This is a genomic window from Celeribacter sp. HF31 (assembly GCF_011806455.1).
In the GTDB taxonomy this organism is placed as follows: domain Bacteria; phylum Pseudomonadota; class Alphaproteobacteria; order Rhodobacterales; family Rhodobacteraceae; genus Celeribacter.
This window is the reverse complement of record NZ_JAATOT010000005.1, coordinates 1-20,766: the sequence shown is the minus strand read 5'-3', so window position 1 is coordinate 20,766 and position 20,766 is coordinate 1. Positions and strand designations below refer to the sequence as shown.

Genomic DNA, 20,766 nt, shown 5'->3' with positions numbered 1-20,766 from the left:
ATTATTTCAGGGGCCAGGGCAGATCGACAACGCCCTGCAGAAGGCCCGGCGGGAAATCGCGGTTCAGCGCACCGGCCATGACGCACATCAGTGCGATGCCTGCAGCGGTCAGGATCAGCGTCTTGAGCCACGGCGCCTGCGCACGCACCCGCAGGAAGGACACGAGGAAACCGGTCAGCGCCAGAATGAAGCCAAGCACATAGGTCGCCGCGATCAGGCCCGCAAACCACGCCAGCGTCGACCAGAGGCCATAGGGCGCGTCGGCATCCTCGCCTGCCATTTCCTTGTCTGCAAAGATGGTGTCGGTCTCAGGCCGCAGGATCATCTGCGCCAACAAGATCAACAGGGCCGTCACGGTGACGCCACCGACGATAAGCGGCACGATTTTGTCCGTCATGTTGTAGTCCGGGATCATGTTCGCATTGATCAGCGCGGTGACCACGTAGGCCATGAGGACCAAAAGAAAGACAATCGGTGCACGCTTGGAGCCGGACTGAACGTCGCCCTCGGCCATGATGGATTTCGCTTGGCGCAGGCCGAGCACGACCGAAACCACGGTGATGATCAAGAGCACGATCACGATGGGCGAGAAGATGTAATCCATGCCGTCCGAGAACGAGCTGCGGAAGCGGAAGGATGCGATCTGGAACGCTTGGTTCGAGAACTTCTCAACCGGGTTGGACAGTACGAAGCCGATCAGGAAGGCCGGGCGCGACCAGTCGAAACGGCGCAGGAAGATGCCGATCAGGCCGATCACGAAGAGCGCAAGAATATCCTCGAAATTCTGCCCAGACTGAAACGCCGCGAAGGAGATCAGCATGAACAGGAAGGGCGCGAGATAGGTGAAGCGGATCGTTGTCAGCTTGGCAATGCCACCTGAGGCAGCGATGCACAACACGGTGCCCACGACGTTGGCCAGCGCCAACAACCAGACGATCGAATAGGTGATGTCGAGGTTATCGCGCAGCATCGACGGTCCAACTTCGATGTCGCCCGACCCCAGAAGCGCGATGGCGCCGATGAAGATCGCCATGGAACCAGAGCCGGGAATGCCGAACAGCAGGGTCGGCACGAGGCCGCCGCCTTCTTTGGCGTTGTTGGAGCTTTCCGGCCCGATCACGCCGCGGATTTCACCTTTGCCGAATTGCGATTTGTCCTTGGTGGTCTGGACAGCGTGGCCATAGGCGATCCAGTCGACGACCGAGCCACCGAGACCGGGGATCACGCCGACAACGACGCCGATCAGCGAACAGCGGACCGAGAGCCATTTATTGGCGACCCAGTCTTTCACGCCTTCGCCCCAGCCTGCACCCAGCTTGGCGTCCTTGGCGATGGAACGGTCCTGGCGCAGCAGCGAAACAATCTCTGGCACCGCAAAGATGCCGAGACCGACGATCACAAGCTTCAGCCCGTCTGTCAGGTAAGGGATGTCATAGGACGCCATGCGCAGCGAGCCGCCCGCATCGGCCTCACCGATGGTGCCGATCAACATACCGAGGCCCGCCGCCGCAAGACCTTTGAGCGCGACGCGCCCAGCAAGGACAGCGACCATGGACAGGCCGAGGACCGAGATCATCAGCATTTCCGGCAGACCAAAGGCCAGCACAAGCGGCCGCGCCACAACGATGAACAACGTCAGGAAGGCCGCCCCCACCAATCCGCCAAAGAGGGACGAGGTGAACGCCGCAGAGAGCGCGCGAGCCGCTTGGCCTTTCTTGGCCAAGGGGAAGCCGTCGAGCACGGTGGCCTGTGACGCGGACGACCCGGGAATGCCCATGAGGACAGAGGCAAACGTGTCCGAGGTCGGCACCACGGCGACCATGCCGACCATCAGCGCGAGCCCCAAAATCGGGTCCATGCCGAACATGAAAGGTAAGAGCAACGAAAGTCCGGCAATGCCGCCGAGGCCGGGAAAGACGCCGACGGCAAGGCCCATCACCACGCCGAGTACGAGGTGTCCCAAGACATCAGGTTGCAGAATGAGGGCCCATGCCTGACCAAGCGCAGGCAGGGCGGTGGCAAATAGATCCATTGCACCGGCTTTCGATTTGAAGTTGTGGGGTATGGGGCAGCCCCGCGCCGATCCGGCGGGGGCCGCACGGGGTCGCTTATTTCAGCGACACGCCGTAGGAGTCTTGCAACCAGTTCTGCACGTAGGCTTTTGCCTCCGGCGATACGGTTGTGCCAGTTTTGGTGGCCTTCAGCGCGCCTTCGCCGACGAAGACCTCATACTTGCCAACCTGCTTTGCGGCGAGGGTGGCGAAATCGTCGCGTTTGCGCACCGCGTCAAACGCATCAGAAAAGGTCTGTGCCACGTCATCCGGGGTGCCTGCGGGCAGGAAGGCGATTTTCTGCACCGGGAAACCGGCCACGAAGAAGGCTTTCCATGCATCCCACGCCTCGCCCGAAGTCTCGCACCCCTCGGTCGCTTCGCAGACTTCCTTGAAGGTCGCAATCTCGGGGAAGGTCGGATCCCGCACGATGTTACCGTCGGTGTCCAAAGCGCCCCATGTCATCATCGGCACAGCTTTGCCCTGCGTGACCAGCTCGGCGGAGGCGCCGAGATAGGCCGAAGAGGTCTGGTAGTCGATGGTGGCCTCGCCACGCTCGAACATCAGGCGGCCATCACCGCGGCCCTTGATGCCAAAGACCGGCTCGACATTCATGCCAAGCATTTCCCATGCCAAGAGCGGCACAAGATCGAGACGCGTCGCGCCTTGCGAGCCGTAGATGAAATCAATGTCCTTCAGCGCATTGGCCGAGCCATCGAATTTCGCGCCGTCTGTGGGGTTCAGGTAAGCGACGCCGCCAGTGCCCGAGGCCATGACCGGGGTCCAGTCCGAGTATTCGTAACGGACGCGCGGATCGCCCAGAAGGTACGGAAATTGGGTCGAGCCAGAGGTGCCGAACAACACCGTGCCATCTTCGTATTCTTGTTCCTGAAACCAGTTCGCGCCTTTGGTAGAGCCGGCACCCGGCATGAATTTCACCACGACGGTCGGGTTGCCGGGCAATTCTTGGGACAACAGGGGGGCAAAGAAGTTCGCCCATTTCGCCGATCCGCCGGTTTCCGAGAACGGGATCACCCATTCGATCGTTTTGCCAGAAAAGTCGACCTCGGCCAGCGCCGGGGATGCCAGAAGTGCGGCTGCCGCAACCGAGGTTGCAAGTTGCTTGATAGTCATTGGTTTCCTCCCGTAAACCTGTCGCACCGGGACAAAGCCCCGGAGTTCCATGTACTCTCATTTAAAGGGAATGATTCCCTCCTCCAACAGAGGCATCATGCCGACTCAACCTTGCGCGAAACTTGCGCATCATGACAAAGATTGAAGCATGCGCATTGCGGTGATCGAAGACAACGAAGCATTGGCCCAGGGAATTGCGGTCCGTCTGCGGGATCGAGGCCACGCGGTTGACCTGTTGCACAATGGGCGCGAGGCGAACGAATTCCTGTCACAGGAGGGTGCGGATCTTGTGGTGCTGGACCTGAACCTACCGGGCATGGATGGGATCGACGTGTTGCGCGCCCTGCGGCGACGGGGCGACGGCACGCCGGTGATCCTCCTGACCGCACGGTCCGAAACGGCGGAGCGGGTCGCGGGGCTCGATGCGGGGGCGGACGATTACCTGACGAAACCCTTCGACATGGACGAGCTTGAGGCACGGCTGCGCGCCATGGCCCGGCGCAAGAACCTTGAGTTCACGGCACGCGACACACTTGGGCCGCTGGTGTTCGACCGGACCTCTCGCCAACTGATGCAGGGTGACCGCCCGCTCGACATCCCGCGCAAGGAAATCTCGACGCTGGAATGCCTGTTGGAACGGCGGGGCCGGATTGTGTCCAAGGCCCAGCTCATCACCCATGTCTACGGCACCGGCTCAGACGCCGAAGAAAGCGCCATCGAGCCGCATGTCTCGCGACTGCGCAAGCGGCTGGACCCTTTCGGGCTCAGGATCAAGACCGCGCGCGGGCTGGGGTATATGCTTGAGGTCGACGCCCAATGAGAGCCAGATCTCTCCGGTTGCGCCTGTTCCTCGTGATCCTGCCGCCGCTGTTTTTGGTCTCGATCCTTCTGGGGTGGTGGCGGTTCGAGGTGGCACAACGGACGTCTGAGGAGCTGTTCGATCGCTCACTCCTCTCCGCCGCCCTGGCGATTTCGCGCGATGTGGCGATCTCCGAAGGCGATGCGCTGTCGCCCAGCACCCGGCAGGTCATTTCGGATGCCGGGGGCGGTGAGTTGTTTTATCACGTCACCGGACCGGGCGGTATTTATGTGACGGGCTACGCCTATCCGCCACGTCCCGAAGTGCCCATCGCGCGAAATATGCCGTTCTACTATTTCGCCGACTATCGCGGCGAAGAAATGCGCGTCTTGCGCATGATCGAAAACCGCACCATCGGCACATTGACGGGCGACGCGGTCGTAACGGTCTGGCAGAGAGTCAGCGACCGTCGCGCCTTTGCCCAAGCGTTGGCCTTTCGCGCCGCCGCGTTGATGGCGGGTTTGATGGCGGCGCTGGCTCTGATCATCTGGTTCGGTGTGCAGATTGGCCTGCGCCCGCTGAACGATCTGCAAGCGGCGATCCGACAGCGTTCTCCCGAGGAACTCGGTCCGATCCGTCGCCCGGTGCCGCAGGAGGTCTCTGGCATCGTCTCTACCCTGAACCGACTTCTGGGACAGGTGCAGGACAGCTTCGAGGCGCACCAGGCCTTTATCTCGGATGCCGCGCATCAGCTGCGCAATCCGGCTGCGGCGATCCTGGCCCTGGCCGAAACGCTTCCGAGTGTCCAGGATCCGGCAGAACGTGCGACGTGCGAAGAGCAATTGGTCGACGTGGCGCGCAAATCCGCGCGCCTGGCCGAGCAGCTGCTATCCTTGGAGCGGCTTCGCTATGACAACAGTACAGCCACGGAGCCTTTCGACCTGAACACGGTTGTCGAGGATGTCTGCCGCACCTTCGCCACCAAGGCCCTTGCACGTGACTTGGAGTTTACCCTCGCGCCGACCGAGGAGCCTCTCCCGGTCCTCGGCAACCCGATTCTTGTCGGAGAAGCCTTGATCAATCTCCTCGAAAACGCCCTGAAGCACGGCGGAGAGGGGATGACCGCCATCAGCGTGGGGACGTCAGCCGATGAAGAGAGTGTCATGGTCACGGTAGAGGATGATGGCGTCGGCATTCCACAGGACAAAGTCGGCACAGCATTTCGCCGCTTCTCGCAATTGGAGAACGGCGAAGGGACCGGATTGGGTTTGGCCATCGTGGAGAAGGTGATGGTCAGGCACGCAGGACGCGTCGACATTATGCCAACCGAGGTAGGAACGACATTTTGCCTTCGGTTTCCGCGCGCCACACATGCTTGAGACACGCGCATCACTCGATCCCAAATCGCTCCCTAGCCACTCCGCCAGTCCCTTGACCGAATAGTCCCGCTCCGTCCCCTACCCCACTGCGTCGATCCTGAACTCCTTGGAGAGCGCGCTTGCCCTTACGGGCACGCTTTCCTTTGCGGCCACAATTGCCAAGCAAAGTGACGGCTCATCTAAACACACCTACCTGATGTCAGGGCCACTGGAGGCGGCAGATTTGTGGGTCCAGCGCTGGGTGCGCGCTGATCGGCGGAAATGGCTGCTAACCGGTCATCCGCCACGCCCGGCTCGAATGTCGACTCCGGGCCGGAACGACACCAGTGGAGTCGATCGGACACGGAAGGCCAACCGCGCCGCCGCTTGACTGCTTTGAGCCCATTCTACCGGATGCTGCGAGTGCCGTGAATGTCGGCTCCGGTAGTTCCGCTGGCGTTTCAGCCTGCGGCTTCCATTCCGACCCAATCGCAGAACACCCGTGCCTTTCGCGGGCCATCTCTGCGCCGGACGGCGACGTAGTCGAGGCCCGAGGGGATGAGCCCGAAGGGCGCGACGAGGCGGCCTCCGGCGAGGTCATCTGCGACATGGGGCTCGGGGGCGAGGGCGACGCCGAGGCCGGCCGCGGCGGCCTCCAGCATGAAGTAGAAATGCTCATAGGGCGCGCCGCCGTCGAGCCGGCCCAGCCCCGCGTGGTCGCACCAATCGGCCCAGGCGGCGGGGCGGGTGCGTGCCCAGAGGCGTGGGGCTCGGTTGAGGTCCGCGGGTGTCCGCAGGTCCAGCCGCTCGGCCAGGCCGGGCGACAGGACGGGGCCGACCCTTTCGGGAAAGAGCCTGGTGACATGCGCGTCCTCGGGGAGGGCATGGTCCGTCACCCGGATCGCCACGTCGTAGCGGCCGCGAGAGAAGTCCGTGGGGGCGTCGGACTGCATCAGTCGCACCTCGATGCCGGGATGGGCCATGGCGAACCGCCCGAGCCGCGGGATCAGCCAGCGCATGGTGAAGGTGCCGAGGCACGACACGTCGAGCGTGCCGCCCGCCTCGTCGCGCAAGGCCGCCACGCCCGCCTCGATGTCGCGAAAGCCGCGGGTGAGATGCTCGGCCAGCATGGCACCCGCCTCGGTGGGGAGAAGGCCCTGATGCGTCCGCCGCAGCAGTTGCGTGCCGAATGTCTCTTCGAGAAGCCGCACCTGTCGGCTGATGGCTCCATGGGTCACGCCGAGCTCATCGGCCGCTCGGGTCATGCGGCCGTGGCGAATGGCGGCCTCGAAGGTACGCAGGGCAGTGAGCGACGGCAGGGGCGACAAGGGAAGGGTCCGGTACTGTGATTTAAGCTCACATCAGGTCGGCCGAGACATCGTTTGTCAAGGCCACACGTCGCAGACATCCTGCGCGTATGTCACATGCACCTATCCCTCCGCTCACCTCAACCGTTGGCAGGCCGCGTCCTCCGGCGCAGTTCGGGCCCTTTCGCCTCACCCGACCCCTGGCGCTCCTCGCACTCTGGCATCGCCGTGCCCACACCCGCGCGCAGCTCTCGCGTATCGATGCCGAGGCGTTGCGTGACATCGGGATCGGCGAAGCGGAGCGTCGCGCCGAATGTGTCCTTTGGTTCTGGCAAGGTGGGGACGACTGAGATGAATCCCGCGACCGCCGGCGGTCTCGACACGCTGACATTCCTCGCCGTTCTCGCGGCCGCGCTGATGCATGCGGGCTGGAATGCGATCGTGAAGGTCGGGCTCGACCGTTTCTCCTCCATGCTGCTGATCGCGCTGGTGTCGATGGGGCTGGCGCTGTCCCTGATCCCGGTCTTCCCCCTGCCAGCCGCGGCGGCTTGGCCCTGGGTCATTGGCTCCGGTCTTCTGCACACCGGCTACAAGCTCTTCCTTGTGCAGGCCTACACCCATGGCGATCTCTCCTATGTCTATCCGATCGCACGCGGCACGGCCCCGTTGATCGTCGCCGTGGTCGGGGTCTTCGCGCTCGGTGAGGAGATCGGAACCGTCGGTGCCACCGGGATTGCCCTGATCGGGCTCGGCGTGGTCTCGATGTCGCTGCGGGGCGGCGGTATCGGAGCAAACCGCACCGCGATCCTCTGGGCGCTCGGTACGACGGGCTTCACGGCGTCCTATACTTTGGCCGACACTATTGGCGCGCGCCTCTCGGGTACCGCCTCGGGCTTTGTGATGTGGATGTTCGTGGTGGATGGCATTGCGATGAGCGCCTTCGCAGTGCTCGCGCGGGGCCGAGCGGCCTTCGGCAAGTTGCGACCGGCCTGGCGATCGGGGCTCGTCGCCGGTGTCCTGTCCCTCGGCTCCTACTGGGTTGCGGTCTGGGCCTTCACGCGAGCGCCGGTCGGCCTCGTCGCCGCACTGCGCGAAACGAGCGTGCTCTGGGCCATGCTGATCGGCGTGCTCCTCCTCGGCGAGCGCGGTGGACCGTGGAGATGGGGCGCAGCGGCCATGATCGCGAGCGGATTGATCTTGGTCAGGGTCTGAGCGGGCAGTCGTAAATGTTCCGATCCGGCGGGAGCGGACGCTCACGCAGCGCGGCGCAAAGTCGGCTTCGTCCCGCACAGTGTGAGTTCGGGCTCTTCCTGACTTCGCGTTTGCAGCGAATGGCAGCAATGCGGGCTGCGATTGCAGCATCCTAGCAGGGCGCTGAGGGTCCGGTATGGGCCGGTTCACGTCCTTAAGAACGACCATAGTTCGCGATTTTGCAGGGTCTGTTTCCTGCGCTTCGCTGACGTCCGGCTAGGGCGCAGCGAGGCATGGCTCACCGGCAGCCTGCTCGACCGAAGCGACCGGCCCTGAGCCGACCTTGGTCGGGCTCACCGTTGCCGCAGAGCGGCTTCCCCATACCGGACCTTCATGGCACCGCGCAGCATCGTCCAGGGCCCCGAGGTCCGCAGTGCGGGACAAACCAGCTGATCGTTTTTCGCACTTCGTTGACGCAGCATCGCTATGCGCTTGCAGCACTCCTGTCGCTGCGATGTAGTTCATGTCGCCAATGCAGACATTGAACATTGGCACGATGTCATCACATCAGATAGCGTTTTGAGTTGCATAACTGTGCAGCTCAGTCGCGACTACCTTAATGCCTCGCGGATATCGACCTGCATCTGCTCTACCGCGGTGTGAAGTTCGCCTATAAAGGCCTGGCCTGCCATGGATTGCGTCGCGTAGCCAGGCGTCAGGATTGAAATGCTGTTCGATATGTGCGGGCTGAAGCGCCGGATCGACAGCCTTTCATTCTCCGGGGCCTGTACCAGATGGCTATAGGCCGTGATCATATCGCAGACCATCACACAAACGCCCGCCGCCACAAACTGCAGTCCAGGAAGAAAGGTACGAAGTTCAATCCGCTTGTTGAAGTGGCATCCGGCAGAGCGGAAAGCGGCCTCGGTTTGAACGGCTGTTCCATGCTCATCGAAAAGAACGGCCATCGGGCGGCCATCCAGATCACCCGGCGTAATAATCTCTGCCCGCGCCAAAGGATCGTCTTTTGGCAACACGCAAACGCATTCCAGATCGTAGTCTGTTTGCCGAATCGACGCGCGCGGCTGTGGCGTCTCGGCAAATCCAAGATCGTACTGTTGCGATGCGATTAGGTCTTCAATTACGTCTGAAGATCGCATGATAAGGGACACATCAAGATCGTTCCGGTCTTTCATGAACTCGGTTAAGAGGCGCGGGAGAAAAACGCTCGATGCGGCAGGGTGGCAGGCGATTTTGAGCTTGCCGGATTGCAATGAGCTGATCCGTTCCAAAGTGCGTTCTGTGCGTTCAACACGGCCAAGGATGTCATCGCATTCCTCGAGAAAGAAATAGGCTTCGGGTGTGGGCGTCAGTTTGCCGTGCGATCTTAAGAACAGGGCGAAGCCCAGCTGATCTTCGAGGGTATGAACCATTGTTGATACGGCGGGTTGGGTACGGCCGACCGCCCGCGCGGCCTGACTGATGGAGCCGGACCGCATGACTTCGCGAAAGGTTGAGAGTTGTCGGAGAGACAGGTGCATAGGGTATAAATTCAGTTAATGATGTTAGAGATATTATAAAATTGAAATTATGCCGAATGTCCAGTGAAATGGGCAGATGGCCTAGGCACTAACGCTTGCTGGATAGGGGACAGATGGATAGATTTGCCAAATATCTACTCACGGCGCTGATCGTATCAGTGGCTTTGGGTCAGTTCGTTCAGGTCATTACACGCTATGTATTGCAGGTCCCTGTCATGGGGCTTGAAGAGACCATGGCCTATCCGACCGTCTGGCTCTACATTCTCGGATCAGTGAACGCATCGCGCGAGAATACTCACATCCGAGCCAATGTCCTCGAGATTTTCATCAAGACGGATCGTGGGCATACGATCCTCGCCATCATCGGAGAGCTCATCAGCCTAACCGTTGGCCTTTGGCTGCTGTCCTGGGCGTGGGACTACACCCAATATGCTTGGCGCGTCTGGCGTGAAAGTCCGACGCTTTACATCCCGACATTCTATTCAGACGTAGCGTTGGTCGTCGGTCTGGCACTGATGATGATCTACACAGCGTCACATCTGGTGCGCCATATCCGCAGCCTTCAATCCGGAGAACCAGCATGATTGAGATTGCTCTTCTTGCTATTGCCTTGCTGGTCATCACGCTGACCCTTGGTGTGCCGCTACCCTACTGTTTCGGGTCTGCCTTGATGGTCATGTATTTCATGGGCGGTGTGACCATGAAGGGGATGATGCTGTGGGGTGTGCAACAGCTTGGCAACCCGGTGCTTCTCGCGATCCCGCTGTTTGTTCTTGCTGGAACCGTGATGTCGGAAAGTGGGATTGCCGCGTCACTTCTGCGCTTCGTGAATGCCTTTATTGGTCATGTGCGCGGAGGCTTGGGGGTGGTTGCGGCAGTGTCCTGTGCGGTGATTGGCGCGATCTCGGGCTCTGGTCTGACAGGTATTGCCGCCATTGGTCCGCTCTTGATCCCAGAGATGGAAAAGCGCGGCTATCCCCGGGAATACGCCACCGCCCTGATTGCCAACTCCTCGATCCTCGGTCTGTTGATCCCACCCTCAGTGACGATGATCGTTTATGGTTGGGTGACAGATACCTCGATCTTGGCCTGCTTTCTTGCCACGCTCGGCCCCGGCCTGCTGATCATGACATCGTTTTCCGTGATCAACCTTTTCATGTCGCGCAAGTTCAACCTGATTTTGGACGAAAAACCGTCCTTCTCGGAATTGTCGAGCGAAGTCGCGAAGCGCGGTTTTCATGCCTTCCCGGCGCTTTTGATGCCTGTCATCATTCTTGGCGGCATTTATGGTGGCGTCATGACGCCAACCGAGGCCGCCGCCGTTGCCGTGATCTATGCGGTGCCCGTGGGCTTTCTGATTTACAAAGGCCTGCGTTGGGAAAACTTCTTGCTCGCAGGCAAAGAAGCCGCCACCGCGGTGGGCGCGATCATGATGATGATCCTCTTTTCTATGATCCTCTCCCAGATGTTCGTCTATGAAAGCATCCCGCAGCAACTGGTTCAGGGCATCTTTTCGATCACTGAAAACAAGGTCGTGCTGCTGATCTTGATCAACATCATGCTGTTTCTCGTCGGCATGGTCGTCAACGATGTGACTGCGATCATTCTGATTGCACCGCTGCTGCTGCCCCTGATGAATGCAATCGGCGTAAGCCCGGTGCAGTTTGCCGCGATCATGGGCGTCAATACCGCCATGGGCGGTGTGACCCCGCCCTATGCCTCGATCCTTTATCTGGGCGCGCGCATCGGCAACGTGAAGGTGACCAAGGTCATCCCGCCGGCCATGAAGCTCATCTTGTTTGGCTATGTGCCCGTGGTTTTCCTGACGTCGCTCTGGCCCGATTTGTCGCTCTTCCTGCCGCGCTTCTTTGGATACGACATAGCTCCCTGAAACGAACCCAAACAAAAAATGCACCCCAACAAGGAGACTTAAAATGAAACATGCATTCCTAACCACTGCGACTGCCGCCCTCATGGCGCTTGGCAGCTACGCGCAAGCCCAAGACCTAAAGATGAGCCACGTGCGCCCGCAAGACGCCACGATTGATGTGGAACTGCGCACCTTTTCCGCAGCGGTGTCCGAGGCCACGGGCGGTGATGTAAACATCAACCTGTTTCCGGCATCCGCCCTTGGGGATTACACCACCGTTCAGGAACGCATCAGCGTGGGCGCAATCGACATGGCAACCCAGCCCGCAGCTGCGGCCGCTGACCGTCGTATGCAAATCAGCTCGTTCCCCTATCTGGCTGGCAACTGGGATCAGGCCCGCGCGGTTTATGGCCCGGGCGGTGTTGTGCGCGACGTGATGGCCGGGCTTTATGCAGAACAAGACATCACCATGCTGGCCGCCTATCCGGTCTATTTCGGTGGTATCTCGCTGAACGTTGAGAACGCCAATCCCGGCTCGACCGAACCAAACGGTATCAAAGTGCGCGTGCCTGGCATCAAAAGCTTCCAGCTGACCGGCGAGGCATTGGGCTATATCCCCGCGCCCATCCCGTTTTCCGAAGCCTTCACAGCCGTTCAAACCGGTGTTGTGGATGGCGTGATCGGGTCGGGGGCCGAAGGCTACTATGCCTCGTTCCGCGATGTGACCAAGACCTACATCCCCGCCAACACCCACTTTGAGGTCTGGTACATGATCATTTCCAACGGCAGCCTTGCTGAGCTGTCGGAGGAAGATCAGGCCGCGCTGAAAGAACAAGCCGCCGCGTTTGAAGCCACCCGCTGGGACGTGGCCGAAGCAGATCAGGCCAAGAACGAACAGCGTCTGGTGGACGAGCTGGGGGCGACCGTTGCCGAGCTGAGCGCGGATGACCTGGCCGGCATGGCTGCCAAAGCCCGCGCCGAAGTCTGGCCGCAAGTACTGGAAGACGTTGGCGTCGAATGGGGCCAAGCAATCCTGGATAAGGTTGCCGCCGCAGGCAACTAAGCCAAATTTTGTCAGGGCGGCACCTGCTGCCCTGACACCTCTTCCCACCATCGGAACGGATCACATGGAAACCGATTATGCCATCATCGGAGGCGGAGTTGTCGGCCTCTCTGTTGCCTGGGGGTTGCTGCGGCGCGGACGAACTGTGACGGTTCTGGACGGCGACGACGGCTCATTCCGCGCCAGCCGAGGTAACTTTGGGCTGGTCTGGGTGCAGTCCAAGGGGATGAACCAACCGCGCTATGCTCAATGGTCGCAACAATCGGCTGCGATCTGGGCCGATTTTGCACAAGAGGTGTCAGGCAACACCGGCAAGTCCATTCCACTGGAACAAAACGGCGGCTACGACTTCCATTTCTCAGAAGAGACGCTGGAGGAGACCGTTGCCAAATATGAGATTTTAAAAGCACAGCTCGGCGGCGACTATCCTTACGAGGTGCTCGGCCACAACGCGCTGCGCAAGGAAGAGCCGCATATCGGCCCGAAAGTTGTCGGCGCGATCCTGCATTATCAGGATGGCCACGCAAACCCGCTAAAGCTGCTGGTAGCGCTGGCCGCAGATGTACGGCGGATGGGCGGGCGCGTGTTGACCGGAAAAACAGTGACCGAGGTGACAAAGCCGGATGGCTTTCGGATCACCTGCGCAGACGGCACAACCGTCACATCGGGCAAGGTCGTCTTGTCCGCTGGTCTCGGGGCCGCCCAGCTTGGCCCGAAGATGGGTTTCAAAGCGCCCGTGCGCCCGCAGCGCGGTCAGGTCCTGATCACTGAGAAACTGCCCAAACTCATCAACCGCCCCTCGCTGATTGCGCGGCAGGTGGACGAAGGGGGCATCCAGATCGGGGCCACCAACGAAGAAGTCGGCCTTGATGATCGCGTCACGCAACCGGGCCTGTCAGGCCTTGCTGCCAAAGCCATCGCCGCCTATCCGGCCCTGGCGCGCGCGCAGCTGGTGCGCAGCTGGGGGGCCTTGCGCATTCTGTCTCCCGACGGGTTGCCGATCTATCAGGAAAGCCCCGACATGCCGGGCGCTTATCTTGTCACCTGTCACAGCGGAATCACCCTTGCCGCCGCCCATGCCCGCCTTCTGCCCGACTGGTTAGAAGGCACCGATGCAGCACCAGATCTGGAGGTGTTCAGTGAAACCCGCTTCACCGTTTCTTGAGCTTGAAAGCGCCCCCCGCGTCGACGTGACGTGGGACGGCACAGCGCTCAGCCTGCCTGAGGGGGCAAACCTGGCCGCCGCCTTGCTGGCGGCCGGGGTCAAAGTGTTTCGACACACGCCCGTCTCGGGCGCGCCGCGCGCGCCGTTCTGCATGATGGGGGCCTGTTTTGATTGCCTGATCGAGATCGATGGCGTGACCCGCCAAGCCTGTATGCTGGAGGTGACCGAAGGTATGGCCATCACGCGACCTCAGGAAATGGGGGCACATGCTAATGAAACGTGATCTCGCCATCATCGGCGCAGGCCCCGCTGGCATGGCCGCCGCCGCTCTGGCCGCCGAGCTGGGCCTGAGTGTTACAGTGCTGGATGAACAACCTCGCGCGGGCGGGCAGATTTACCGCGATGTAGATCGGGCGTCACCGGCGCGCGGGACCATACTTGGCGCGGATTACACCGATGGCAGACGCCTGACCGAGGAACTCCGGCGTAGTGGCGTTGATCACATCACCAGTGCGGTTGTCTGGGCCATTGAGGACGCGTTCCGCATTTCCTACACGCGCGAAGGGCGTGGCGCGCAAGTCGAGGCGGATCGCGTTCTGCTGGCCACTGGCGCATTGGAGCGCCCCATGCCGATACCCGGCTGGACCCTGCCGGGCGTGATGACTGCCGGGGCGGGGCAGATATTGCTGAAACAATCCGGTGTCGCGGCGCGAGGGTCCGTGCTGGTGGGCGCGGGTCCTCTGCTTTACCTGATCGCGGCCCAGATGGTGCGCGCGGGCACGCCCCCTGCCGCGATGATTGAGACCCAGACCCTGGGCGATATGATCCGCGCTTTGCGGCATGTGGGTGGCGCACTGCGGGGCTGGCCCTACATGGCGAAAGGCTTGAAGATGCTCGCCGAAATCAAGCGCGCCAAGGTGCCCCGTTACACGGGCGCGACCCAGATCGCCGTTGAAGGTGAAGGCAAGGCCGAGGCCGTGACCTTCACCCACAATGGCCGCAAGCAGCGGATTCCGTGCGAAACGGTCTTTCTGCATCACGGCGTTGTGCCCAATACGCAGGCGGCCCGATCGCTTGGTGTTTCTCACATCTGGGACGCGCCTCAGGCGGCCTTTGCACCCGTGCTTGACGCATGGGGAGAAAGCGACGCCGCCGGGGTGTTTATCGCGGGCGATGGGGCGGGGATTGGCGGCGCAAAGGCTGCCGAATATGCGGGCCAGTTGGCAGCCCTGAAGATCGCCGCAGAGACCAATCGCCTCTCTACACAAGACCGCGATCGCAAGGCCGCTCCACTGCGTCGCGCTCTGGCCGGGGAATTGGCCGTCCGCCCGTTTCTGGATGCGGCCTATCCCCCCTTTGATGCGGCTTTGACCCCAGCAGACAGCACTGTGATTTGTCGCTGTGAAGAAGTGACCGCCGGTGACATCCGCAGCTATGCAAAACTCGGGTGCCTTGGCCCGAACCAGACCAAAGCCTTCGGTCGTGCGGGCATGGGCCCCTGTCAGGGCCGCTATTGCGGGCTGACGGTGACGGCGCTGCTGGCCGATGCCAACGGACAATCTGCGGATGAGACAGGCTACTACCGTATCCGTCCCCCTCTCAAACCGGTGACTCTGAGCGAACTCGCGGCTATGGACGAAACTACACAAGACGCGGCTGAATAGGAGGCCTTTATGATTGAACGGATCGAGACGAGTGCGCGAATGAGCAAGATCGTCAAGCACAACGGGGTCGCGTATCTATGCGGTCAGGTCGGGGATGGGGCCAGCGTCGCAGAGCAAGCCCGCGACTGTTTATCGCGTGTTGACGCCCTTCTGGAAAAGGCCGGGTCATCGCGCGCGAAGATGTTGCAGGTGGTTATCTGGCTCGCCGATATGGCAGATTTCGCCGAGATGAACGCCGTCTGGGACTCGTGGGTTCCTGAGGGCCACGCCCCCGCGCGCGCCTGCGGCGAAGCAAAGCTTGCCCGCTCGGAACTGAAGGTCGAGATAATCGTGACCGCTGCCTACTAATCGACATCCTCGACTAAGTTGAACAAGGTTTGAGACCTCGCAACAGACCAAGCTGAGCGGTTTCATAAATTAAGTCTTACCTAGCCTTGCGTGAATGGCTGGTTTTCTCGCCGCCTGGCAGCGCGAATATCTGTGTGCCTGCCGCAATGGTAGCGCTGCGAGCGCACGCAGCGAGAAATCAAATTCACAGGATGGGCTCCTTGCGGACCTCGGATGCATCGCAGCATTATGTGATATGATGTCTTGTCAACGTCGGGTTGTCGATGTGGGAGGGCGCGGCGGATCGGAGGATCCGTAATGGAAACACCAAACTTACCCGCCATCCGCGCGCTGCGCCCAGCCTGGAACAAAGGCCGGATCGTCGGCCAGAAACGACCGCTTAAGCCAAAGCATGTCTGGGCGATCAGAGTGCGGCTGGAGCTAGCCGAAAACCATCGTGATCTGGCCCTCTTCAATCTTGCCATCGACAGCAAGTTACGCGGCTGCGACTTGGTGAAGATGAAGGTGGTCGATATCATGGCGTCAGGCCAAATCAAAGAACGCGCGTCAGTTCTGCAAAGCAAGACCCAGAAACCTGTGCGTTTCGAGATTTCTGAAGGCACTCGAGCATCGTTGGCTCGGTGGATGCGGGAGCCGCTAATGATTGGATCCGAATACCTCTGGCCGGGGCGCTTTCACGAAAGGCTTCACATCTCGACCCGCCAGTACGCGCGAATTGTGCGTGACTGGGTGACATCCATCGGTCTGGAGGCCAGCGCCTATGGCACGCACTCGATGCGGCGCACGAAGGTGACGCAGATTTACAAGAAGACTGGCAACCTCAGGGCAGTCCAGCTTCTTTTGGGTCACACCAAGATGGACAGCACTGTCAGGTACCTCGGCGTCGAGCTTGAAGTGCGTTGGCGATCGCCGAAGCTATCGAAATTTAGGAGCATGGGCCGTCTTCACGGACGGCCCTGAACTGACCTTCACGCCAGGTCCAGCGGATGACTGGTCCCGGCCCACAGCTGCCATTGGCCAGCACGCCTGTCGCTACGGTGCAGCTTCCCCGAACCGGACATCGGTTGCATCGTGCAGCATTATCCGTGGTTGAAAGTCGGCAGTGCGGGACGAAGCTGTCGTCCACTCGAACGATGTGAGCATCCGCTTGTCGACGCTATGCTGCCTTTTCGGTTCGCGCGAGCAGGAGAGCAGCAGTCCCCATCAATCCGGCCGAGGCGCGGTTGATGATCTTGCGTCGAAGAGGAGTGAGGGCATGCGCTCCGACGAGAGTTCCTGCCGAAACCCACAAAAGCGCAGCTACGCCTTCGACCAGCAGGTAAAGCGCACCAAGCGCGAAGAGCTGCGGCATTAGGGCAGAACCGTCGTTCACGAATTGGGGAAGGAAGGCGGTCAGCAAGAGATAGGCCTTGGGGTTGCCCATCAGCGTCAAAAACTCCCGACGCATCAGTGTCGATACCTCTGGAACTTCGATCTCCGTGGACACATCCGCAGTCCAGAATTGCCATGCGAGGTAGAGTAAATACGAAACGCCGATCCACTTCAGAGCGATGAAGGCAACCTCGGACGTACGGAGTAATACGTCGAGACCCAAAGAGACCAAGAAGACAAGCACTGCCCATGCCGCCAGCCGACCGAAGATGCCTTTGGCAGTTCGAAGCCATCCGGCTTTCGTTGCCGAAGTGAAGGCCAGCAGATTGTTAGCTCCTGGCGATGCCCCCAGAAGCAGCGCGGCCGGAAGGAAGATGAGAAGCTGCTCAATTGTCATGGCCAAATCCTGTGCGTTTGAGGAGACTGCATAGCAACTTTGCTGTGGTAGACATCATCGCGCAAGAGCCGCCGTTCGTGCGCTCCGCAGCATCCGACACTTTGGGCTCGTTCCCGACCTTTGCTGTGCCGCAGAGCCAAGCGCCTGGTCGCCCCTCGCGCAGGGTCGCTGACGGCCCAAACCAGACATTCAACGTATGCTCGAATGCCGCATCGCAACATTCGGGACGCTGCTATTTCCTCCTAGAACGATAAATGCAGAGGCGATCGCTGCGAGATGGACGGACGTCGTTTTGTTGAGCTGTCTGATCTGAGCCATCAAAATCATTGAAACGGGGTGCAACACAGCAGGGCGCGCAACCCTTGCGAGTTGCCGGGTCGAAGGTCTTATGGCAAAGTCTAATTATATTATAAGACCAAGAGCAGCGTGTTGAATGTCAAACCCTTACGAAATTGCCCCCAATTGCATTCTAGCTCGACTTACCGAAGCTAATGAAAGCAGGGAGAGCTATTGCGCTGGCTTCGAACTATCCGAATGGCGTTGCTCTGGTCTCGCTGACAATCTGATTGAATGGATTATCGACTACGCTTTAAAATCTGACGAACTTCGCGACACGAACCATACCAACACATTTGTTCGCCTAAAGCAGGCAGCTTCCAGGGTTTATACTAGTGGAAAATATGAGCGGCGTGGCGAGGTAGGCGAGATTGCTGCTCACGCTGTTTGCCGGACCTATTTCAATACCATACCTGTCGCTGCTAGGGTGAACTACCTAAGCGCATCAAACGATCCGGTAAAGGCATTTGACTTGGTTCATGTGCGGTACGTCAACGGTGACAGTATAGAGCTTTGGCTGGGTGAAGCGAAATTTTTCAAAAACCGGAACGACGCTATCAAGGATGCAATCGCATCCATCAAAGGCCACATCACGGCGGGTTTCCTCAAGAATGAAAAGTTGTTGCTTGGACCACAGGTATCCAATGACATTCCGCACAGCGCGAAAATCAAGAAACTTCTGTCTGCCGAAGCTTCTCTAGACGAACTAATTGGGAGTGCAGTTTTCCCCGTTTTGATTGCTGCAAATAGCGACGCGACTTCAAGCCACGTATCGGCAAACGATGGCTACAGCGCCGAGGTGACTGACGAAATGTACGCCTTGTGGGATAAACTGAAGGCGTCAGGGCTGGCTGAAAAAATAAGACTCAAACTCATTTACGTCCCATTGGCCGACAAAGATGCGCTCAACAAAGCCTTCGATGACCGCCTCAAAGGGCTTCAAATTGATTAAGGTGTAAGAAATGCCCGTTCTGGATATCAACTGGAATGATCTGAATGCGCTAGCCGGTTCCGATTTGAAGCGCGAAACCTTTCGAGTATTGCAAGCAGCGTCGTTCGCCATTCAGTCAACCGACGCCGATGATCCAAGCTTGCTTGAGGTTGTCCCAAGACTTGCTGACCTTTTGGACAGGCACCACGAAGAACTCCTAAGCTATCGGCCACTGGTTAGCTCTCTGGCCCGGTCCACGGGCCTGTGGAACTATATCGAAACTGAGTTTGCGGACGAGACAGACGCGCTTGTCGCTGAGGCTGTAACTGCACCTGAATTGGGCGGGGTAACGTTTCACCGTGAACAGGTCAAAGCTCTGGATGCGCTCCTTGCGGGGCGAAATCTAATCTTGAGCGCCCCAACCAGTTTTGGAAAAAGCCTACTGATCGACGCCCTACTCTCGACGGAACGTTATCGTCGTGTGGCGGTTGTACTTCCGACGATTGCGTTACTCGATGAATTCAGAAGGCGCTTTCGGGAACGCTTTTCGGAAAAATTCAAGCTTGTGATGCATCAGAGTGAAACATCGACGGACGAACCGACCATTTTCTTAGGGACCCAAGAACGACTAATATACCGCGAAGATTTGGGAGATTTGGACCTCACTGTTGTTGACGAGTTTTACAAACTTGATCCCGACAGGCGTGACGAGCGCAGCATCACACTCAACGCTGCGGTTTACCGTTTGCTCAAGCAGTCTAAGCAGTTCTTTTTTCTTGGCCCCAATATCGACAAAATATCAGTTGCGCCAGATTCCCGGTGGAACTTTGAGTTTCTGAGGACTCGGTTTTCCACCGTCGCAGTAGAGACCTTGGACCTTCAAGGGGTATCGGACAAACGCGAACGTCTGATTGAAGAAATTGGCGAGGATAGGAACTGGCCTGCGCTTGTCTTCATTTCGTCACCGGGCCGGGCCAACAAACTCGCAATCGAGCTTTCTGCAAAGATGGCCGTGGCAGAAGACACAAGCGACTTCGCTGTTTGGTTGAAAAACAATATTGGGCAAAACAACTTTCTGTCTTTGGCAGTCTACTATGGGTTTGGCGTCCATCATGGCCGCATTCCCCGAGCAATTGCCGCACAAATGGTTCGCCTCTTCAATCAAGGTAAACTGCCCATACTGCTTTGTACTTCAACGCTCATTGAGGGCGTCAACACGGCTGCAAAGACCGTCATGATCTATGATAAAAAGATTAACCGGGACTCATATGACTTCTTCACCTACTCAAATATCAAGGGGCGCGCTGGGCGGCTCGGACAACATCACGTAGGCCAAGTTATGGTCTTCAATGATATCCCTGAACACACAGAACTGGAAGTCAGCCCAACACTGTTTTCAGAGGATGACGAGCTACCTGACGAGTACATCGTACATATCGACAAACTGGATAGATCAAAGCGGTCAGATGACCGGTTTCGTTACTACCGGGATAGGTTAGGTCTTGAGGGCGACGAACTTAAACTGGCGTCTTCAATCGGGTTGGAAACAGCCATAGCTATAAAAGAGCAAGTAATCCGCTCCCTTGAAGAGAGCGACAGATTGATTTGGGCAAACTGGCCAAGATGGCCCGAGATTCTCGAAGTCTGTGATGTATTCTGTTCTCAACAGAAGGTCGGCTCTTTTGGAGCGTTCAATACCAGACAACTTGCTACACTTATCGACAGACTTCGAAAGGCAACAAGTCTAAAAAGTTTCCTTCTGGACCAAGATCAGAGCTACAAGGGCCAACCGGAAAACCGAGACAATATCTTCAAATTTTTGCGGGCTTGCGAGTATGGTTTGCCGCAGAACTTTGCATTGGTAGAGCTATTTGTCCGCCAATCCTCGCCACAAGCCGACTACAGTCTGTTTCTTGGCAGCATCGGCAGCTGGTTTCAGCCGGAAATCCTCAAGGAGTTGGACGAGGAAGGGGTACCAATTCAGATTTCGCAGGCGTTCTACGTTGACGGTGACACCAAGACGACCTTGAGGAACCGTTTGTACGAAGCCATTCACAACCCGAAAGCAGCGCTATCAGAATTTGAGTGTGAGTGGTTGCAGCAAGCCTTGTGAAGGTGGTTCGGCTAAACGCATAGGCAGTCGACGTGCCAGTTTTCGCATTTGCAGCGAAGGTCCGGAATCCACCCCTTGCTCCGAGTCACGGGCCCATCCTGCACTCTTTTGGCGATCACAGTTTCAG

General features: G+C 59.1%; 18 protein-coding genes and 1 pseudogene. 14 read left to right on the top strand and 5 right to left on the bottom strand.

Features of this window, described 5'->3' with window-relative positions; translation table 11 throughout:
- Position 1: 1 nt before the first annotated feature.
- Together HCZ23_RS11640 and HCZ23_RS11635 are read right to left on the bottom strand one after the other, a co-directional pair.
- On the bottom strand, positions 2 to 2,032 hold the full coding sequence (locus HCZ23_RS11640; RefSeq protein ID WP_167601911.1) for a tripartite tricarboxylate transporter permease: 2,031 nt from the start codon (positions 2,030 to 2,032) through the stop codon (positions 2 to 4).
- A 76-nt stretch (positions 2,033 to 2,108) separates the two neighbouring features.
- On the bottom strand, positions 2,109 to 3,185 hold the full coding sequence (locus tag HCZ23_RS11635) for a tricarboxylate transporter (protein WP_167601910.1): 1,077 nt from the start codon (positions 3,183 to 3,185) through the stop codon (positions 2,109 to 2,111).
- 148 nt (positions 3,186 to 3,333) lie between these two features.
- Here HCZ23_RS11635 and HCZ23_RS11630 point away from each other — a divergent pair, with 148 nt between their 5' ends.
- Positions 3,334 to 4,005, top strand: a complete 672-nt coding sequence (locus tag HCZ23_RS11630) for a response regulator transcription factor (RefSeq protein WP_167601909.1) — start codon at positions 3,334 to 3,336, stop codon at positions 4,003 to 4,005.
- Positions 4,002 to 5,363, top strand: coding sequence for a sensor histidine kinase (locus HCZ23_RS11625; protein ID WP_167601908.1), 1,362 nt, complete (start codon positions 4,002 to 4,004; stop codon positions 5,361 to 5,363). Before HCZ23_RS11630 ends, HCZ23_RS11625 begins: the two co-directional genes overlap by 4 nt.
- A gap of 440 nt (positions 5,364 to 5,803) precedes the next feature.
- On the opposite strand, the gene HCZ23_RS11620 is transcribed toward HCZ23_RS11625, so the two are convergent.
- Entirely contained in the window at positions 5,804 to 6,670 is an 867-nt protein-coding gene (locus HCZ23_RS11620; RefSeq protein WP_167601907.1) for a LysR substrate-binding domain-containing protein, read from the bottom strand.
- A gap of 89 nt (positions 6,671 to 6,759) precedes the next feature.
- Between HCZ23_RS11620 and HCZ23_RS18335 the strand changes: the two genes are divergently transcribed.
- Both HCZ23_RS18335 and HCZ23_RS11610 read left to right on the top strand, forming a co-directional pair.
- A complete protein-coding gene (locus HCZ23_RS18335; RefSeq protein ID WP_167601906.1) occupies positions 6,760 to 6,999 on the top strand; it encodes a DUF1127 domain-containing protein in 240 nt (79 codons plus the stop codon).
- Position 7,000: 1 nt separating this feature from the next.
- On the top strand, positions 7,001 to 7,861 hold the full coding sequence (locus HCZ23_RS11610) for an EamA family transporter (protein WP_167601905.1): 861 nt from the start codon (positions 7,001 to 7,003) through the stop codon (positions 7,859 to 7,861).
- A 590-nt stretch (positions 7,862 to 8,451) separates the two neighbouring features.
- On the opposite strand, the gene HCZ23_RS11605 is transcribed toward HCZ23_RS11610, so the two are convergent.
- Positions 8,452 to 9,381, bottom strand: a complete 930-nt coding sequence (locus tag HCZ23_RS11605; RefSeq protein ID WP_167601904.1) for a LysR substrate-binding domain-containing protein — start codon at positions 9,379 to 9,381, stop codon at positions 8,452 to 8,454.
- A 113-nt stretch (positions 9,382 to 9,494) separates the two neighbouring features.
- Here HCZ23_RS11605 and HCZ23_RS11600 point away from each other — a divergent pair, with 113 nt between their 5' ends.
- From HCZ23_RS11600 to HCZ23_RS11565, 8 genes and pseudogenes are all read left to right on the top strand, one after another.
- Positions 9,495 to 9,965, top strand: coding sequence for a TRAP transporter small permease (locus tag HCZ23_RS11600; RefSeq protein ID WP_167601903.1), 471 nt, complete (start codon positions 9,495 to 9,497; stop codon positions 9,963 to 9,965).
- The gene (locus HCZ23_RS11595) at positions 9,962 to 11,272 is read left to right on the top strand and encodes a TRAP transporter large permease (RefSeq protein WP_167601902.1); all 1,311 of its coding nucleotides are present in this window, start codon (positions 9,962 to 9,964) and stop codon (positions 11,270 to 11,272) included. Before HCZ23_RS11600 ends, HCZ23_RS11595 begins: the two co-directional genes overlap by 4 nt.
- A 43-nt stretch (positions 11,273 to 11,315) precedes the next feature.
- Positions 11,316 to 12,314, top strand: a complete 999-nt coding sequence (gene dctP, locus HCZ23_RS11590; RefSeq protein WP_167601901.1) for a TRAP transporter substrate-binding protein DctP — start codon at positions 11,316 to 11,318, stop codon at positions 12,312 to 12,314.
- A gap of 64 nt (positions 12,315 to 12,378) precedes the next feature.
- Positions 12,379 to 13,479: an FAD-binding oxidoreductase gene (locus tag HCZ23_RS11585; protein WP_167601900.1), complete on the top strand. Its 1,101-nt coding sequence runs from the start codon at positions 12,379 to 12,381 to the stop codon at positions 13,477 to 13,479.
- Positions 13,454 to 13,762 carry a (2Fe-2S)-binding protein gene (locus HCZ23_RS11580; protein WP_368487348.1) on the top strand — a complete coding sequence of 103 codons (309 nt, stop codon included), beginning with the start codon at positions 13,454 to 13,456 and terminating at the stop codon, positions 13,760 to 13,762. Before HCZ23_RS11585 ends, HCZ23_RS11580 begins: the two co-directional genes overlap by 26 nt.
- Positions 13,752 to 15,143 carry an NAD(P)/FAD-dependent oxidoreductase gene (locus HCZ23_RS11575; RefSeq protein WP_167602228.1) on the top strand — a complete coding sequence of 464 codons (1,392 nt, stop codon included), beginning with the start codon at positions 13,752 to 13,754 and terminating at the stop codon, positions 15,141 to 15,143. Before HCZ23_RS11580 ends, HCZ23_RS11575 begins: the two co-directional genes overlap by 11 nt.
- A gap of 9 nt (positions 15,144 to 15,152) precedes the next feature.
- Entirely contained in the window at positions 15,153 to 15,491 is a 339-nt protein-coding gene (locus tag HCZ23_RS11570) for a RidA family protein (RefSeq protein WP_167601898.1), read from the top strand.
- 297 nt (positions 15,492 to 15,788) lie between these two features.
- A pseudogene (locus HCZ23_RS11565) lies at positions 15,789 to 16,420 on the top strand (tyrosine-type recombinase/integrase).
- 227 nt (positions 16,421 to 16,647) lie between these two features.
- Here the strand turns inward: HCZ23_RS11565 and HCZ23_RS11560 are convergent.
- Positions 16,648 to 17,259, bottom strand: a complete 612-nt coding sequence (locus HCZ23_RS11560; protein ID WP_167601897.1) for a LysE family translocator — start codon at positions 17,257 to 17,259, stop codon at positions 16,648 to 16,650.
- Between the two features lie 433 nt (positions 17,260 to 17,692).
- Here HCZ23_RS11560 and HCZ23_RS11555 point away from each other — a divergent pair, with 433 nt between their 5' ends.
- Positions 17,693 to 18,547: a DUF1837 domain-containing protein gene (locus tag HCZ23_RS11555; RefSeq protein WP_167601896.1), complete on the top strand. Its 855-nt coding sequence runs from the start codon at positions 17,693 to 17,695 to the stop codon at positions 18,545 to 18,547.
- A gap of 10 nt (positions 18,548 to 18,557) precedes the next feature.
- Positions 18,558 to 20,639, top strand: coding sequence for a DEAD/DEAH box helicase (locus HCZ23_RS11550; RefSeq protein WP_167601895.1), 2,082 nt, complete (start codon positions 18,558 to 18,560; stop codon positions 20,637 to 20,639).
- Positions 20,640 to 20,766 lie beyond the last annotated feature (127 nt).

What these genes read in the sequence shown, in the direction of transcription:
- HCZ23_RS11640 (WP_167601911.1), bottom strand. Translation starts at nt 2,032, where the DNA reads ATGGATCTATTTGCCACCGCCCTGCCTGCGCTTGGTCAGGCATGGGCC.
- HCZ23_RS11635 (WP_167601910.1), bottom strand. Translation starts at nt 3,185, where the DNA reads ATGACTATCAAGCAACTTGCAACCTCGGTTGCGGCAGCCGCACTTCTG.
- HCZ23_RS11630 (WP_167601909.1), top strand. Translation starts at nt 3,334, where the DNA reads ATGCGCATTGCGGTGATCGAAGACAACGAAGCATTGGCCCAGGGAATT.
- HCZ23_RS11625 (WP_167601908.1), top strand. Translation starts at nt 4,002, where the DNA reads ATGAGAGCCAGATCTCTCCGGTTGCGCCTGTTCCTCGTGATCCTGCCG.
- HCZ23_RS18335 (WP_167601906.1), top strand. Translation starts at nt 6,760, where the DNA reads ATGTCACATGCACCTATCCCTCCGCTCACCTCAACCGTTGGCAGGCCG.
- HCZ23_RS11610 (WP_167601905.1), top strand. Translation starts at nt 7,001, where the DNA reads ATGAATCCCGCGACCGCCGGCGGTCTCGACACGCTGACATTCCTCGCC.
- HCZ23_RS11605 (WP_167601904.1), bottom strand. Translation starts at nt 9,381, where the DNA reads ATGCACCTGTCTCTCCGACAACTCTCAACCTTTCGCGAAGTCATGCGG.
- HCZ23_RS11600 (WP_167601903.1), top strand. Translation starts at nt 9,495, where the DNA reads ATGGATAGATTTGCCAAATATCTACTCACGGCGCTGATCGTATCAGTG.
- HCZ23_RS11595 (WP_167601902.1), top strand. Translation starts at nt 9,962, where the DNA reads ATGATTGAGATTGCTCTTCTTGCTATTGCCTTGCTGGTCATCACGCTG.
- dctP (WP_167601901.1), top strand. Translation starts at nt 11,316, where the DNA reads ATGAAACATGCATTCCTAACCACTGCGACTGCCGCCCTCATGGCGCTT.
- HCZ23_RS11585 (WP_167601900.1), top strand. Translation starts at nt 12,379, where the DNA reads ATGGAAACCGATTATGCCATCATCGGAGGCGGAGTTGTCGGCCTCTCT.
- HCZ23_RS11575 (WP_167602228.1), top strand. Translation starts at nt 13,752, where the DNA reads ATGAAACGTGATCTCGCCATCATCGGCGCAGGCCCCGCTGGCATGGCC.
- HCZ23_RS11570 (WP_167601898.1), top strand. Translation starts at nt 15,153, where the DNA reads ATGATTGAACGGATCGAGACGAGTGCGCGAATGAGCAAGATCGTCAAG.
- HCZ23_RS11560 (WP_167601897.1), bottom strand. Translation starts at nt 17,259, where the DNA reads ATGACAATTGAGCAGCTTCTCATCTTCCTTCCGGCCGCGCTGCTTCTG.
- HCZ23_RS11555 (WP_167601896.1), top strand. Translation starts at nt 17,693, where the DNA reads ATGTCAAACCCTTACGAAATTGCCCCCAATTGCATTCTAGCTCGACTT.
- HCZ23_RS11550 (WP_167601895.1), top strand. Translation starts at nt 18,558, where the DNA reads ATGCCCGTTCTGGATATCAACTGGAATGATCTGAATGCGCTAGCCGGT.